General features: G+C 61.8%; 12 protein-coding genes and 1 tRNA gene. 5 read left to right on the top strand and 8 right to left on the bottom strand.

From position 1 onward, the window contains the following. The first annotated feature begins 115 nt into the window (after positions 1–115). Positions 116–382, top strand: coding sequence for a hypothetical protein (locus DSM43276_RS08025; protein WP_078329047.1), 267 nt, complete (start codon positions 116–118; stop codon positions 380–382). On the opposite strand, the gene DSM43276_RS08020 is transcribed toward DSM43276_RS08025, so the two are convergent. After that, positions 379–2,742: an arylsulfatase gene (locus DSM43276_RS08020; RefSeq protein WP_078329034.1), complete on the bottom strand. Its 2,364-nt coding sequence runs from the start codon at positions 2,740–2,742 to the stop codon at positions 379–381. The genes DSM43276_RS08025 and DSM43276_RS08020 overlap by 4 nt on opposite strands. A 172-nt stretch (positions 2,743–2,914) precedes the next feature. On the opposite strand from DSM43276_RS08020, the gene DSM43276_RS08015 reads away from it, so the two are divergent. From DSM43276_RS08015 to DSM43276_RS08000, 3 genes are all read left to right on the top strand, one after another. Continuing rightward, positions 2,915–3,727 (top strand): RsiV family protein, encoded by an 813-nt coding sequence (locus tag DSM43276_RS08015; RefSeq protein WP_078329033.1) that lies wholly within the window; start codon positions 2,915–2,917, stop codon positions 3,725–3,727. 398 nt (positions 3,728–4,125) lie between these two features. Next, positions 4,126–5,478 (top strand): hypothetical protein, encoded by a 1,353-nt coding sequence (locus tag DSM43276_RS08010; protein WP_136629006.1) that lies wholly within the window; start codon positions 4,126–4,128, stop codon positions 5,476–5,478. A gap of 543 nt (positions 5,479–6,021) precedes the next feature. Then, a complete protein-coding gene (locus DSM43276_RS08000) occupies positions 6,022–7,938 on the top strand; it encodes an AAA family ATPase (protein ID WP_078329031.1) in 1,917 nt (638 codons plus the stop codon). A gap of 295 nt (positions 7,939–8,233) precedes the next feature. Here DSM43276_RS08000 and DSM43276_RS07995 read toward each other — a convergent pair. From DSM43276_RS07995 to DSM43276_RS07970, 6 genes are all read right to left on the bottom strand, one after another. Next, a tRNA-Ile gene (locus tag DSM43276_RS07995) sits at positions 8,234–8,307 on the bottom strand. A 50-nt stretch (positions 8,308–8,357) separates the two neighbouring features. Beyond that, positions 8,358–9,908 carry a DUF4153 domain-containing protein gene (locus DSM43276_RS07990; protein ID WP_078329030.1) on the bottom strand — a complete coding sequence of 517 codons (1,551 nt, stop codon included), beginning with the start codon at positions 9,906–9,908 and terminating at the stop codon, positions 8,358–8,360. Then, positions 9,905–10,921 (bottom strand): sensor histidine kinase, encoded by a 1,017-nt coding sequence (locus tag DSM43276_RS07985; protein ID WP_078329029.1) that lies wholly within the window; start codon positions 10,919–10,921, stop codon positions 9,905–9,907. The genes DSM43276_RS07990 and DSM43276_RS07985 overlap by 4 nt, the downstream gene beginning before the upstream one ends. Further along, positions 10,918–11,580 carry a response regulator transcription factor gene (locus tag DSM43276_RS07980; RefSeq protein WP_078329045.1) on the bottom strand — a complete coding sequence of 221 codons (663 nt, stop codon included), beginning with the start codon at positions 11,578–11,580 and terminating at the stop codon, positions 10,918–10,920. The genes DSM43276_RS07985 and DSM43276_RS07980 overlap by 4 nt, the downstream gene beginning before the upstream one ends. A gap of 96 nt (positions 11,581–11,676) precedes the next feature. Continuing rightward, the gene (locus tag DSM43276_RS07975) at positions 11,677–13,053 is read right to left on the bottom strand and encodes a metallopeptidase TldD-related protein (RefSeq protein ID WP_078329028.1); all 1,377 of its coding nucleotides are present in this window, start codon (positions 13,051–13,053) and stop codon (positions 11,677–11,679) included. Then, positions 13,050–14,564 carry a TldD/PmbA family protein gene (locus DSM43276_RS07970; protein ID WP_078329027.1) on the bottom strand — a complete coding sequence of 505 codons (1,515 nt, stop codon included), beginning with the start codon at positions 14,562–14,564 and terminating at the stop codon, positions 13,050–13,052. The genes DSM43276_RS07975 and DSM43276_RS07970 overlap by 4 nt, the downstream gene beginning before the upstream one ends. Before the next feature lie 41 nt (positions 14,565–14,605). Here DSM43276_RS07970 and DSM43276_RS07965 point away from each other — a divergent pair, with 41 nt between their 5' ends. Continuing rightward, positions 14,606–15,484, top strand: a complete 879-nt coding sequence (locus DSM43276_RS07965; protein ID WP_078329026.1) for a carbohydrate ABC transporter permease — start codon at positions 14,606–14,608, stop codon at positions 15,482–15,484. 9 nt (positions 15,485–15,493) lie between these two features. On the opposite strand, the gene DSM43276_RS07960 is transcribed toward DSM43276_RS07965, so the two are convergent. Further along, positions 15,494–15,799, bottom strand: coding sequence for a hypothetical protein (locus DSM43276_RS07960; protein ID WP_078325524.1), 306 nt, complete (start codon positions 15,797–15,799; stop codon positions 15,494–15,496). Positions 15,800–15,844 lie beyond the last annotated feature (45 nt).

Raw genomic sequence — 15,844 nt, 5'->3', positions numbered from 1 at the left:
ACGGTGACACACTGCGGCCGCGATGGCGCAAGTAGACACCTACTCGTTCCGTGAGTTCACCGCCTGGTCAAGTTGTGGCTGCCCAGAGCGCACGCCAGCGCGTAGCATCCGATTCGTGAGCATCTGGCGGCGTATCGATGGCAAGCACACCGGTGTGGGTCGCGACGAGCCTGCCGCCGAGTGCGGTCAGGAAGTCGCCGAGGCCGCCGCTGCACCCGGCCCGATCTACATCTGGGACGGCACCACGCCCGAGGACCGCCAGGGCGGATTCGCGATCGACGAGTACCACCCCGGCTCGGCCGTCACCGGCCAGATCGTGATCCAGGCCGCGAAGAAGCCGCCGTTCGGTGAGTGGGAACAGCTCACCGAGTGGCCCGCCTAGTCTTTCGCGAAGGCGATCGCGAGTTTCTTCTCCAGGTTTTCGTAGGGCTCCCCCGAGATGTCGACGACCACCTGCGCGATGGTTCCGCCGGTGAAGGCATACGGCACCTCGTAATCCGACGAGACCGCCGAACCGCTATTGCGTCCGACCGACAGGCTGGCACCCGCGAGACCGAATGTGCCCGGGTGGATTTCAACTCCGGCGAGTGAGCCGACGGCTTGCTCGTCGATGAACAGCGTCACGTCGCCGACCGGGGTGTGGCTGCCCGCGACCGTGCCGGTCTTGGCGAAGCGGGCCCCGAACACGTGCGCGCCCAACGGCACCGTGCCCGGCGAGGACACCTTCTGCTCCTTCTCCCCCATGAAGTTGTAGATGTAGTGCAGCCGTCCGTCCTGAATGAACAGCACATTGCCGCCGTGCGCACCGCCCTGCTTGAAGATCACGCCCTCGGCATCGGCGGTGTCGACGGATACTTCGGCGAGCACCGAAAACGACTGTCCCCGAATCTCTACCGCGGCACCGAGTCCGACCTCTGCGGTGTTCGGGTAGTACGTGAACGACGTCCGCTCCCCCGCCAGGTACGGCCGCCAACGGGTCAGGGTCTCCAAGATATTCAGGTCGGCCAGCGGCAGACCGTTGTACTTGGCGGCCTCGTCAAACCAGAGTTGTTTGAGCTCTTCGAGTTTCTCCGGGTGGGTGTCGGCGAGGTCGTGGCATTGGCTGCGGTCGGATTCGATGTGAAACAACTCCCAGCGGTCCTTGTCGAAGTTTGACCAGCCCGAGGGGGTGGCGGCGTGCACGGTGTTGGCGAACCAGCCCTTGTGCCAGATGCCCCGGGTGCCGAGCATCGTATAGAACTGAGTGTCCTTACCGGTGTCAGCGTTTGCATCTTTCAGCGCCGCCGTGAAACTGATGCCGTCGAGCGGTTTTTGGGCGATGCCCTTCACGGTGTCCGGCGGCGTGATGCCCAACAGCTCGTAGATGGTCGGAGTGATATCGCTGACGTTCACATAGGTGTCGCGAACCTCGCCGTGCGCGGCGATCCCCTTGGGCCAGCTGATGATTGCAGTATCGGCGATGCCGCCCTCATGAGAGGCATAGCGCTTGTAGAGCTTGTAAGGCGTGTTGAACGCCATCGCCCACCCGATTGGGTAGTGGTTGTAGGTGTCGGTGCCGCCGAGGTTGTCGTAGAAGCGCAGGCTCTCCTCGACGGTGTCGATGTAACCGTTGAAGAACTTGACCTCGTTGACCGAGCCGTTGGGGCCGCCCTCACCACTGGCGCCGTTATCGGAGATCACCACGATGATGGTGTTGTCGAGCTGGCCCGATTCCTCCAGGTAGTCCAGGATGCGGCCGATCTGGTCGTCGGTGTAGCTGAGGAAGCCGGCGAACACCTCGGCCATGCGGGAGAAGAGGCGCTTCTCCTCGTCGTTGAGCGAGTCCCACGGGCGCACGGTGTCCTGCAGCGGCCAGGGTTCGCCGTTGGGTCCCTTGACGTCGAGATACGGGTTGACGGGCGACAATTCGGTGTCCGACGGGACGATGCCGAGCTTCTTCTGGTTCTCCAGCACGATCTCGCGATACAACTCGTAGCCCATGTCGAATTTACCGGCGTACTTGTCGGCCCATTCCTTGAAGACGTGATGCGGGGCGTGCCCAGCACCCGGGCAGACGTAGGAAAACCAGGGCTTGTCGGGGGCGATCACCTTGGCGTCGCGGATGAACTCGATGGTCTTGTCGGCGATGTCCTTGGACAGGTGATAACCCTCTTCGGGAGTCGCGGGCGGCTCGACGGGGTGGTTGTCGTAGACCAGGTCGGGGTACCACTGGTCGGTCTCTCCGCCCATGAATCCGTAGAACCGTTCGAAGCCTCGCGAGAGCGGCCAATGCCGTTTGGTAGCCGCGAGATTGGCTTCTTCCAGTGGAGTCAGGTGCCACTTGCCCACGCAGTAGGTGTTCCAGCCCTTTTCGGCGAGCACCTCCGAGAGCAGCGCGGTGTCGAACGGGATGCGGCCGCTGCAGTTCGGAAAGCCGTCGGTGAACTCCTCGATGGTGGCCATGCCGACGGTGGTGGCGTTGCGGCCGGTGAGCAGCGAGGCGCGGGTGGGTGAACACAGCGCAGTGGTGTGAAACTGCGAGAGGCGCACACCGCGCTCGGCGATGCGGCTCATGGCGGGCATCTGCACCAGCCCGCCAAAGCAGTCCCAGGTGGCGATGCCGGTGTCATCCCACACGAGATACAGGACGTTGGGCGCGCCCTCGGGCGCGGTGGGTGCGGCGTACGGGGTCCAGTCCGGTTCGGAATCCCTTATGTCCAGGGCGATTTTGCCGTTGAATCCGGTGTCTGGTGATCCCGTCATGGCTACTCCCTCGTAGGGGTTCAAGATCCAAGGACGCAGTGATCGTAGCGAGGTGCCGGGGCCACTGAGGGGCTTCCATCCGATTATCAGGAGCTTCAAAGGCGCAGTTCAGTCCGATCGTCAGTTCTGCAGTCCGGGCACTTGGTTCACCTTGCGAAGTTAGAGTGCAAACGTGCCCTACTTATCCATACGCTCGGTAAGCGTGTCCGTACTGGCCACGGCTGCCGCCATCTTCGGCTTTTCTGGCGTAGCGGGGGCGGCGCCGCACGACTACTGCGTCGACCTCAAGGGCAATAACACCGGCACCACGTGTGAGATCCGCCTCTCAGACCCCGGGTATAGCGTCGACATCACCATTCCGCTGAACTACCCGGAACAGAAGCCGATCGCCGAATACGTCGCCAAGACGCGCGACGCTTTCCTCAACACAGCTAAGTCCAGTACCGCCCGCAGCACGCCGTATCAGTTGAGCATCAAGCCGACGGCCTACACCTCGGCGATTCCCCCGCGCGGCACGCAGACCGTGGTGTTCAAGGTGTACCAAAACACCGGCAGCGCGCAGACGACGTTCAAGGCATACAACTGGGACCAGAGCTACCGCAAGCCGATTCTCTACACGGTCGCGCAGGACGACAAAGACAGTGCGCCGCTGTGGCGGGTGGATGATCCGCTGAAGACCGTCGCGCCGATTGTCCAGGCTCAGCTGCAGCAGCAGCTGGCCCCGCCGCCGGTGGCGACTCCCACGCCGACGACAACCTCCGGACAGCCGACCACCACCACGTCGACCACAACTACGCCGCCACCGCCCCCTCCGCCGTTGCCGTTCGCTCCCGCTTCGCTGTACAACCCCTCCAACTACCAGAATTTCGCGGTGCTCAACGACGGGGTGATGTTCTTCTTCGACCAGGGCGCGATATTGCCCGACTCATACGGGGCGTTGCAGGTGCTGGTGCCCCGGGCGGCGATCGACCCGATGATCGCGTAACGGCAGGGACTTCGGCTGAGGAAGGCCACTCACGTGTCCGTAACGAGCGCAAGCACCGTTCGCTCCGTCCGCCGCCTGCACATTACTTTCCGCAGCAGTCGGCTTTGCAGCGCTCTGGCTGGAAGATGAACCGAATCTCACCTAACGAAGGTGCTCAACGCACACCGGGCCAAAAGCCCGAGTCTCCCCCCCACCCACGGGCGCAGTAGGGCGGCGCGGGCTCACGCAAGCAAGACCTTCAGCCGAAGATGCGCAAACAGTCGGCATCGAACCGAGCACGGGTTGACAATGAGTCAGATAGCATCCGGGGAAAGCATCGAAGGACGAGCTGATTGGTTAGAGCGGGCAATCTCTATGGTCAGCCAACAGCTCGAAACCCGAGCTCGGGAGGGGGCCTGTTGTCGATTCCAGTTACGCTCTTGGCACCACCACCGGATGATTCCGGCGCCGAAACCGCTGACCGATACGATTGGCAAGCGCTAACCGCCGCCGCTGACTACCTTCTTGCGGTCGCGAAAGAAATGAACGGAAGTTTGCAGGGCTCGAATAATGTCAAGATAATATGTGAGCACCATGAGGATTTCATCTTATGCCTTAATGAGGAAATTCAACTTGTAAGCGTTAAGCACCGCGACCTAAGTCGCGGTTCATGGACTTTCGCTACATTGTTTACAGAAGGGGGAATCGCTCACCTATTTAGCCGATGGTCCGCGTTGGGCGGCAAATCCTACGCACGTCTCGTAACAAATGCGGGCCTAGCAAGTGGACCTCCAGCACAACTGCATAAATTGTGCCAGTATCTCCGTGAATTCCCTTTCGGGCCTCACCGCACAGAGCATTGGGCACTGATACTCACCACCGCGAAGCGTATTATCAACACACTAACTGACGAGAACATCACCAAGTGGGTGAACGATGATAAATCGCCGACATCTGCTTTCCTCTGGCATATACAACAATTTCTGTCGGCTCTTTTATTCGACTGCGGGCGCCCTACACGCGACATACTCCCGAGCGCTGCCGCTAGCATGTACGCAGTCCCGTTTCTCACAGCAATTGACCATCCTGTCGAACTAGCTCATTCATTCTGGGAAGCGGTCAGCAACATATTTCGACGAAGGATGCGGGGGCGAAATACACCTCCGGACGATGCTTTTCTCGCCGCGATGCGCAACATCCAGCACCTCAGTGAAGAACAATTACTGGAACTAAAAATAAGTGAGCGCACAATCACCTGCGCAGACATTATTGACGTCCTAAAAGTAGTACAACAAATCGAGATTTCACCTCTAGATCGGCATCTTCCGCTAGCTCCGACCAGATTAGCGTTAAAGTTGTACAATTCCGGATGCCGGAACACTACAATTCATGCCGCAGAGGCTGCCGCCAGACTCTGGCGAGAGTACGAGAGCGACGTAGCACTGTCCACAGTAGGGCTCTCTGCCAACCTCGAGAAAGTCAAGACTCGAGCATTGATCGTAGCGTCAGGAATTCAGGAATCAACAGCCCTGGAGGCAAAAGGTACTGATTACGGACCGCAAATGTGGGCTGCATTGCGTACGTCCCTATCAACAATAGAAATTGCCGATCCATTGCTGACCCTCGACGAAGACTTGGCCTTAGGCCTGATTTGCGATCTCGCCAGCCAATGTCGGATCTGGTTTAGCGACGCATTCGATTTAGGCGCCGCGAGAGACATGTTTCCAGATAGAGCGGTTAGTGCCATTGAGTCGGAGGTCAGCAATGACTGACCACCTTAATGAAGTTCGTCTACGAACAGAAGATCTCGAACATCAACAACTTCGCGTGTTAATACTTATAACGGCGGTATCAGATATTGCCGGGAACGCAAAGAAGCTTGATGGGCTTACTAAATTGGCCAAACTAGACTTCATAGCTCGCTATCAAGATTTAGAACCTTTAATCGCGAATATCCTAAACACTCCTACAGTATTAATCCAAAGCCTGCCCGCTACCGGGATTACCGACGCTCCGATGATCCGCTACCGATACGGCCCGTGGGATGACCAGTACTACCCTGTACTTGGTGCGCTTGTCGGGAGAGGGCTTGCCCGATACGTCCGCGGAAAACGCGGTTCGGTAGGACTAACTCCAACCGCTCTCGGCGCTGATCTAGTGGCTCAACTCCGGTGGGATCCTTTATGGGCTTCTGTCGTTGACCGTTACGAATCCATCGCAGATCGGTACGGGCGACACACTGGTTCTGCACTTAAAGACGCGATCTATGAAGCGCTTCCCGACCGAATGGATGTCCCTCTGAGAACGGAGCTGCAATGAGCGTCCAGATGCGGATCAATTCGATCGAGCTCGATACGGTATCTGGGTTGGTCCGACACTCCTTCTCTGGTCCATTGACTGTACTAAGCGGGCCGGTTGGGGTCGGAAAGAGCTCTCTCTTCGAATGCGCAAAGTATGCAATCGGCGGCCAAGCGCGAATTGCCCCAGTGATTCGCGATCATGTGAATAAAGTCCGCTTAGAGATTCAAGTTGGTGAAAGCACTTTTCAGCTCACACGTTACATAGGTAACGATACGAGCACTGTCAATGTAGTAGATATAAATAACGGAATAGACTATGGACCACTACCATTAAATGATTCCAAGAACTCACTTCCCAATCAGAATCTCAACGCTCTTTTGATGACTGCGATGGGCTTGCCTATCGATGTCTATTCCACCGGTAGAGTAAAAACGCAGCGCATTACCTTCAACAATGTTTGGTCATTCATATACGTCGAACAAAGAGAAATCGATCGAAGTATCGCACGAAGCAACGACACTTGGAGTCAGCCTGCGCGAAGGACGACATTCGAGCTACTTTTCGGGCTTACGGATTCCCACGTCTTACATTTGAAGAAAGCCGAACTTGAGGCCGAAGAAATACTGAAATCCTCCCAGAAGGAAGAGCGTACAGTTCTTGATTTTCTGCAGGACAGCCGGACAGATACACGGCTGCAGGTAGAGGAGGTCGTGCACGCCGAGCAGGAACGGAAGGCTGAAGCACAACGTCAAATGGAGGCCTTGCATCAGGAGGCAGAAACCATCAGAGGTGACGTCGGCGTGGTACGAGACCTCGTCTTGCAGGCACGAGACGAGGTAGGTTACCTGCAGAACCAACTGCGCGAGGTAGAGCTTTCCTACGAAGAGCAAACTCGTCTACTCAGGCGACTTCAAACCCGTAAAGCAGAGATTGAACGAACAGACGAAGCTGCGAGCATTCTCGCGCCGATCGAGTTTGTAATCTGCCCCCGTTGCGCCCAGTCCATCACTGGGCGGGAGCACCCACCTGGTGCTTGCACTCTGTGCTTTCAGCCTGAGCCACTGCCCGACCGGTTCCTTACCCATCGATCTATGTACGAGACGGAGCGACTTGCATCGCAAACTCAGGAAGTCGAGACGCTACTCACATCGGCTCAGCAGGCGCGGGTAGCAGTAACCAGCAATCTCGTCAAAGCACGAGAGAACCTGGCAAATCTAGAAGGGCTGTTGGATCAACGTACCCGCTACTTTGTTAGCCCCCGACTGGAGCAGTATGCAGATGCAGCCGCGAAGCTCGCCAGTTCAGATGCAATTCTGGAGTCGATGGAGGTGATCCTTAGACAGTGGGATAGAGCAGGGGATCTGGCAACAGCAAGAACTGGCGCTGAACATAGTCTGGATGAACTACGCAACGAGCGAAAACAGGCCGAGCAAGCCGTGGAAGAGACACGAGAGCACCTACTTCAAGCACTTAGTTCTGATTATCGTCAGATAATTGCGCGAACAGGGGTACCGACAGTAACGGATGCCCATATCGACCGAAACTCGTACTTACCATTCGCAAATGATGATAGATTCGATAAAATTAGCACTGGGGGAATTACGACGGCGTTAGTGACCGCATACTGGGTCACAGTACTGGCAACGGCGTTGCGTGAACGTCAAACAAATTATCCTACGTTACTAATTATCGACTCCCCTCGGAAGTCAATCGGTGTACTGAACTCGCATATGGTAGACGAGCTGTACCGAGTTCTCGATACATTGGCGGCTACATACGGAAGAAACATGCAAGTAATAGTAGCTGATAATGATATCCCCTCGGATATATCCAGGCGGTGGCAAGACCTACGATTCTCCTACGCTAACCCAACAGTTCCAACGGTTGCCCACCCGGGCCCGGCCAAGGTTAGGACGCTCGATGAGGACTGATTACGCGAAGACAGGTCGCCTACACTCAGCGCCTACGCACGCTATCTATGTCTGGCCCACTGGTTGGCGGTTACCGATTTTGCAGACGACACCAACTCATAGTTGTTCCCTTTGAGAACTCTGCAAGCTCCTCGATACTCAGGTTCCTACCGGCGGCTTATGCACCAAAAACTGTGCTACTTAGAGGTCTGCCATGTTGGCACGTCAGCGTCTAACCAATTGACTCGCCAACCTCGAAATGACGCGCGAACGACGCACGTCGTCCGTCGGCCGAATCAATATACTCACCGTTTTGTAGGGCGGGCGGGGCTCGAACCCGCGACCAATGGATTATGAGTCCACGGCTCTAACCAACTGAGCTACCGCCCCTAGCAGCACTGAACTCTAGCCGATCGGCTGCCAAACCCCTGGAAGCCAGGTCACCTACCGTCGTACTCCAGGTTGCATGACGCCTCCTTGACGTCGGCAGCCCGCACCTTCGCCCGGCTCACGTTGTACTCGTACCACGGCGCGCTCGGCCCCACCTTGTAGGCGATCTTGTCCTGCACGCATCCCCGCACATCCTCGGGCAGCGACTTCGTCGCCTCAAAAGCATCCGAGGACAATCTGGCCATGTACCACTGGTCGATCGTGCCGGTCTGCTCAAAGAACTGCACATTGCGCTGCGCCACATAGCTTTCCGGGTTGAAGATCGCCAGACCCAGCATCCCGAACGAGCCGACCGCCACCACCGCGGTAGGCAGCCACCGGGCACTCATCCGAATCCCCGCCACCAGAATCAACACCAGCACCAACGCCATACCCAGCTCGATCCAGCGCACCAGCAGCCGCTCCACGCTGTACCCATAGGCCCCCTCGTACAACGACATCCGGTGAATGGCCGAGGCCACGATCACCAGGGTGGTCACGCACAGCCCACCGATCAGCACCCGCAGGAACAATCGGTCGCGGGCATCCTCGCGCCCCGCCACCCGGATCGCCACCGCGATCACCCCCATCACCAAGATGGTGACGAACAGCAGCTGCCAAAAACCCTGGCGCGCATACTCCGCGTAGGTCAACCCCTCAGTGACCTGCACGTGCTCATCTCCCCCGAACAGCACCGAAATCTGCACGCCCACAAAGGCGATGAACAGCAGGTTCAGCGCGGCCAGTGGCAAGCTCCATTCCCAGCGCGGCAGCTTCTTGGGCTCCGTAGGCGCCAACCGATCAAAGCTCGGCGGCCTGGACAGCACATAGATGGCGGCCAGCGCGAACCCGCCGACCAGCACGCCCACGATCACCCGACCAGCAACATCACCGAGTGACACGAACGGCAAGACCCCGCTGATCAATGCGCTGAACCGTGCATCGGCATCAGCCAGCAGCGCCCCAAACGCTGCCACCAAACCAACAGTCACCAACACCACGATGGCCGCCCGGTCCGGATTGATCTTGTGGCCACGCGACATCGCTCGCCTACCGCGGCGCATCCATCCCGCCACCCGGAAAGGTGACCGCAGCATGACGAACTGCCCATAGACCAGCCCCGTCCACGTCCGGGCCGGAGCCAGCGCATAGACGAACAGCGCCAGCGAGGTCAGGACACACAGCGCCACAAGCCATTCCGCATCCCGCACGGTCGGCACCACCGCCAGGCACAGCGCCAGCACTAGCGCGCCAATGCGCGTCGGCGTCCACTGCACTTTCTGCGTGGCGAAGGCGGCAAGGGCCACCGCGAAAGCCGTCAGCGTCCAGCCCAGGCCCGGGAGCGAGGACCGCCAGCACAGCGCCGCGACTAGGCCCGCCCCGATACCGCTGAGCAGCGCGCCCTGCGTCATCTTCGAGCGGATGTCGCGCGGCCAGGCCGTCAGGAACCGCGTCGGCGGCCCGAAGATCGGGACCGGCGGACGCGGCACGGGCCGCCCTGGAGCCTCGGCCGGCGCCCCCGGAATCGGATACGGCGGCGGCACTATCGAACCAGTGGTCATGAATTCCCCTCCTCGTTGTCGAACTGCGGCAATGTGACGCGCACCCGGCAGCCGGGTGCGTCCACGACTTCGATGCGGCCGCCATGCAGATCGACGGCCCACTGCGCGATGGCCAGCCCCAAACCGGTGCCGCCATCACGCGATCCCCCATGGGTGAATCGTTCAAACACTCGTGATCTTTCGTGCGGCGCGATGCCGGGCCCGGTGTCGGCGACTTCCAGCAGCAGCGCGTCGTTCTCGGTGCGCGCGAACACCGACACCTGTCCCCCGGGCGGGCTGTGCCGGGATGCGTTGTCCAGCAGGTTGGCCACCACCTGATGCAGCCGGGCGGTGTCGGCGACCGCTTGCAAATCGAACGGCTCGACCGTCACGTGATAGCGCACCTGACGTCCGGTGGTCTTGGCCTCGGCCACCGCGCCGTCGACGAACTCACGCACCGCGAACGGTTCGCGTTGCACCGGCACCGATCCGTTCTCGAGTTTGGACAGATCCAGTAGGTCGTCCACGAGCCGGCCCAGCCGTTCGGTCTGCGCCAGTGCGGTTTTCAGTGTCGCCGGGTCAGGCTCAGCCACCCCGTCGACAATGTTCTCCAACACCGCCTGCAGCGCCGTGATCGGTGTGCGCAGCTCGTGCGAGACATTGCCCACCAACTCACGCCGGTACTTCTCGGCGGACTGCAGCTCGGCGGCCATGTGATTGAAAGCCGTTGCCAGCTGTCCCACTTCATCGCGGGAGGTCGACCGAATCCGGCGTGAATAGTCGCCCTGCGCCATCGAGCGCGCCGCCGCCGTCATATCGCGCAGCGGCGAGGTCATGCCGTGCGCCAGGAACCACGTCACCCCGAAGGACACGAACAACGCCAGCGTGAGCGCGTACCGCAGCTTCCATTCGGCGGTGATCCACAGCAGGCAGGTGGCGATCAGCAGCGCCACCCCCACCAGCACCGCGGTCTTGAACTTGAAGGAGCGCAACGGATCCAACGGTCGCGGCAGCAGTTCCAGCAATGGGCTCATCGTGGTACCTCCAACGCGTATCCGATGCCGTGCACGGTGCGGATCAGCTCTTGACCGAGCTTGCGGCGCAACGCCTTGATGTGGCTGTCGACGGTGCGCTGGCCCGACGGCAGCCCCTCGCTCCAGCCCCATACCTGATCGAGCAGGCGCTCCCGGCTGATCGCCACCCGCGGGTTATCGGCCAGATAGGCCAGCAGATCGAACTCGGTGCGGGTCAGATGCACCTCGTCGTCACGGTGATAGACGCGGCGCTCGGAGACGTCGATGCGCACCTGCCCGACCCGCACATCGGTGCTCGGCGCCGCCACGCGTTCGGTGCGCCGCAGCAGCGCCGCCACCCGGGCCACCAGCACCCGCATGCTGAACGGTTTGGGCAGGTAGTCGTCGGCACCCACCCCCAGGCCCACCAGCATGTCGGTCTCGGTGCCGCGCGCGGTGAGCATCAGCACTGGGATCGGGGCGTGCGCCTGCACCTGGCGGCAGACCTCCAGGCCGTCGAGGCCGGGCAGCATGACATCCAGCACCATCAGGTCCGGCGGGTTTTCGCGGCAATGCCGCACCGCGTCCAGGCCGTTGTCCTCGGTGTCTACCGCATACCCCTCGGCGCGCAGCCGCGCGGATATGGACGCACAGATCGTGGGCTCGTCATCGACAACCAAGATTCTTCGCTGACTGGGCACATGAACAGCCTATTTGACGGTTGTGGTGATCGCTGGAGCCTTTTGTGAAGGTTCTGTGGAGGTGCTGGGAGCGACCTACTGTGCTGCGCTGACCGAGGACATGTGAAAGTCCGGGATCCGCAGCGCCGGCATGGCCTGGCGGGTCGCGTAGTCGCTCCACTCGCGCGGCAGCGTGTACTCGGTAACGCCGACCTGCGTCACCCGTCGCAGCAGATCGATCGGGCTCTCGTTGAACCGGAAGTTGTTGACGGCGCCGGTGATCTGGCCGTCGCGCACCAGGTACACCCCGTCACGGGTGAGCCCCGTCAGCAGCAGCGTCGTCGGGTCCACGTCGCGGATGTACCACAGCGTGGTCAGCAGCAGCCCGTTCTCGGTGGCGGCGATCATCTCCTCCAGCGTCGCCCCGCCGTCTCCGGTCATGATGAGGTTGTCGGCGCCCACCGTGGGGGCGGCACCGAATTCGGCGGCGTCGGCGCGCGAGTAGCTCAGCGCGTTGATCACACCGTCGCGCACCCAGTCGACCCGCTCGATGCCCACGCCGTTGTCGAAGACCGACAACGATTCCCTGGAGATGGGGGTCGCCACGAACGGGCTGCTTTCCAGCCCCGGGTACGACGGGTCCGAGTACACCGTGACCGGAAGCTCGGTGAGCCGCTCCCCGATCCGGGTGCCGCCGGGCCCGGCGAAAGCGTTGCGGCCCTCGTGCGCACCGCGGCCGCCCATCGTCCACACCAGGTACTGCATCAGGTCACCGGTGGCCGACGGCGGCAGCAGCGTCTCGTAACGACCGGCCTTGAGCTCGATCTGATTCTGGGAGGCCGTGAGCCGTTCATTGAGTTGGCGCAGCAGCAATTCGGTGGGCACATCCACGAATTCGGGGGTGCACACTCCAGCCCAGGCGCTGCCCACGCCGCGTTTGGCGTTGATCTCCACCTGGCCCGTCGGCTGGGTGAACCTGCGGCGCAGCCCGGTGGACGAGGCCAGGAACGTGGTCTGACGTTCGTGGCGCGCGTAGCCGTAGAGGGTGTCGGGGCCGTCAAAACCCGTCGACAGATCGGCGGCCAGCGATCCGAAGACGTCGGCACTGGTCGGTGAGATCGGCGCATCCCAGCTCTCCCCCGCACCCTCACCGGGTCCGAGCAGCGGCATGGCATCCCGCGACGGAGGCGCCGATGCGGCCTCGGCCTGACTGGCCGCCACCAGATCGGCGAGCGCGGCCGGATCGGCGTCCTCGGTGAGTACCGAACCGACTCGGGTCTGATCCCCTTGCCGCAGAATCGATACCACCGCGATGCCGCGCTTCACCGACTCGCCGTTGGTGGTCATGGAACTGCCCGCCCAGCGCAGCGATGCCTCGCTGCTGTCCTGGATCAAGACGATGGTGTCGTCGGCGCCGCCGCGCCGCGCGGCCTCGGCCAGGACATCCTCAGCGACCTGCTGTGCGGGGATCACGCGGCCCCACCTTCCTGCTTGGTGTTCAGAACGTTGACGCCGCGGAACAGCGCCGACGGGCAGCCGTGGCTTACGGCCGCCACCTGTCCGGGCTGGGCCTTACCGCAGTTGAAGGCTCCGCCCAGCCGCCAGGTGGATTGGCCGCCAACGGCTTCCATCGACCCCCAGAAGTCGGTGGTGGTGGCCTGGTAGGCGACGTCGCGCAGCTGGCCGTCCAGCTTGCCGCCGCGGATGCGGTAGAACCGCTGCCCGGTGAACTGGAAGTTGTAGCGCTGCATATCGATTGACCACGACTTGTCGCCCACGATGTAGATGCCGTCCTCCACCCCGGAGATCAGGTCGGAGGTGCTGCGCTCCTGCGGCGAGGCCTGCAGTGACACATTGGCCATCCGCTGGATCGGCACATGGTGCGGCGAGTCGGCGTACGAGCAGCCGTTGGAACGCTCCTGCCCCAGCCGGGGCGCGAACACCCGGTCCAGCTGGTAACCGACGAAGATGCCGTCGCGCACCAGATCCCAGCGCTGCGAGGCCACCCCCTCATCGTCGTAGCCCACCGAGGCCAGGCCGTGGACCTCGTTGCGGTCGGCGGTGACGTTCATGACGGGTGAGCCGTACTTCATGGCGCCGAGCTTGTCGGGGGTCGCGAACGAGGTGCCCGCATACGCAGCCTCGTAGCCGATGGCCCTGTCGTATTCGGTGGCGTGGCCAATGGATTCGTGGATGGTCAGCCACAGGTTGGTCGGGTCGATCACCAGGTCAGTGGGGCCGGCGACCACGCTGGGCGCCTTCACCTTCTCGGTGAGCAGCTCCGGGATCTCGCGCAGCTCGGCGCTCCAATCCCACACGCCGTCGGTGCCGATCGCTTCCCAGCCGCGCCCCATCGGCGGTGCCAGGGTGCGCATGGTCTCGAAGGACCCGGTGGCGGCATCGACGGCGATGGCGTCCAGCTGCGACATGACCCGGACCCGCTGCTGGGTGATGGATGAGCCGAAGGTGTCGGCGTAGAAGGTCTGCTCCTTGACGGCTGTCAGGGTCGCCGAGGCGTGATCCACCCCGTCGGAGGCCAACAGCCGCGCCGAATACTCCTGCAGCACCGCGATCTTGTCGGCCTGCGGCACACCGAACGGATCGATCTCGTACTCGGACACCCACTGAACGTCGGCATACACGGGCTCGGCCGCCAGCTCGACACGCTCGCGGTTCAGGCTGCGCAGACCGCGCGCGACGGCCACGGCCCGGCGCGCGGTGTCGGCCGCGGCGGTGGTGTCGAGCTGCACGTGCGAGGCGAATCCCCAGGTGCCGTCGACGATCACCCGCACCGCCAAACCGATGGTGCGTCCGGATACCGCGGTCTCGACTTGCTCGTCGCGCAGCACCAGCTCTTCGTTGATCAGCCGGTGGATGCGCAAGTCGGCATAGCTGGCACCGGCGGCACGCGCTGCGTTCAGGGCGGCGTCGGCGAGTGCGGCGCGAGGCAGCGCCAGGAAATCGGAATCTACGGACCGAGTCACGCGCTCAACGCTACCGGTGGCGTCCACGGTTTAATGTCCCCGTGCAGGAACACCGCGCAGGTCTCCGACGTTCTGCGCTCGCGTACGGGCTCCTGGCCCCGAGCCTGTTCGGCGTCACCGCGTTTTTGCTTTTGCCGATCCTGGTGGTGGTGTGGCTGAGCCTGTGCCGCTGGGATCTGCTGGGCCCCATCGAATTCATCGGCCTGGACAACTGGCGCTCGGTGCTCACCGACGGCGCCTTTGGCCACTCCTTGCTGGTGACGCTGCTTTTTGTGGCGCTGGTGATCCCGGCGCAGACAGCGCTTGGACTGTTGGCGGCGACGCTGCTGGTACGCGGCCTGCCCGGCACCGTGCTGTTCCGGACCATCTACGTCATCCCCTGGATCTGCGCGCCCCTGGCCATCGGCGTGCTGTGGCATTGGATGCTGGCGCCCACCGACGGTGCCATTGGTGCTCTGCTCGGCACGCGTATCGAATGGCTCACCGATCCCGCCTTGGCGCTGCCGGTGGTGGCGGCGGTCAGTGTGTGGACGAACGTCGGCTACGTGGCGCTGTTCTTCATGGCGGGTCTGCTGGCCATCCCCGGCGATGTGCACAACGCGGCCCGGGTGGACGGTGCGACGGCATGGCAGCGGTTCCGCCGCATCACGCTGCCGATGCTGCGGCCCACGTTCTTCTTCGTGCTCGTCACCGGGGTGGTGAGTGCGGTGCAGACCTTCGACACCGTGTACGCGCTCACCGGCGGTGGCCCGCAGAACCGCACCGACCTGGCCGCGCACCGCGTGTATGCCGAGGCGTTCGAGTCTGCCCACGTGGGGCGCTCAGCCGCCATGTCGCTGATCCTGTTTCTGATCCTGGTCGCCGTCACGGTGATTCAGCACCGCTACTTCCGGACGCGGGTCAGCTATGACCTTGTGTAGAAACGCGTATCAGGCTCCGTGCCGCAGCGAGTTCACGGCGATGAATAGCGCGAACACTGCGATCAAGCCGTACAGGCTGAAACGTCGCCACGGATTGGGCTGCAATGAACGTCCAGCCAGGATCTCTTCGGCCTGTTCCTTGGGGATGGACGCCGCGGCCCATCCGTGCTCAGTCAAGGTGTGTATCGAGTAGCTGCCACCGAAGGTCACCGTAAAAACGAAGAACAAGTGAAAGTAGCGGTACGCGAATGCCAGCATTTGAGTCGGCGACAGCTCAAGCTGATTCGAGCGCCCACCCCACCCCCAAAACAACATTGGAAATCCCCTCTATATGAAGCCAACAGGAACGTCGGCGACGAG

Origin of the sequence: Mycobacteroides salmoniphilum (assembly GCF_004924335.1) — a bacterium.
Classification (GTDB): Bacteria; Actinomycetota; Actinomycetes; order Mycobacteriales; family Mycobacteriaceae; genus Mycobacterium; species Mycobacterium salmoniphilum.
Note: the sequence above shows the minus strand (reverse complement) of the source record. Positions and strands in the feature narration are given on the sequence as shown.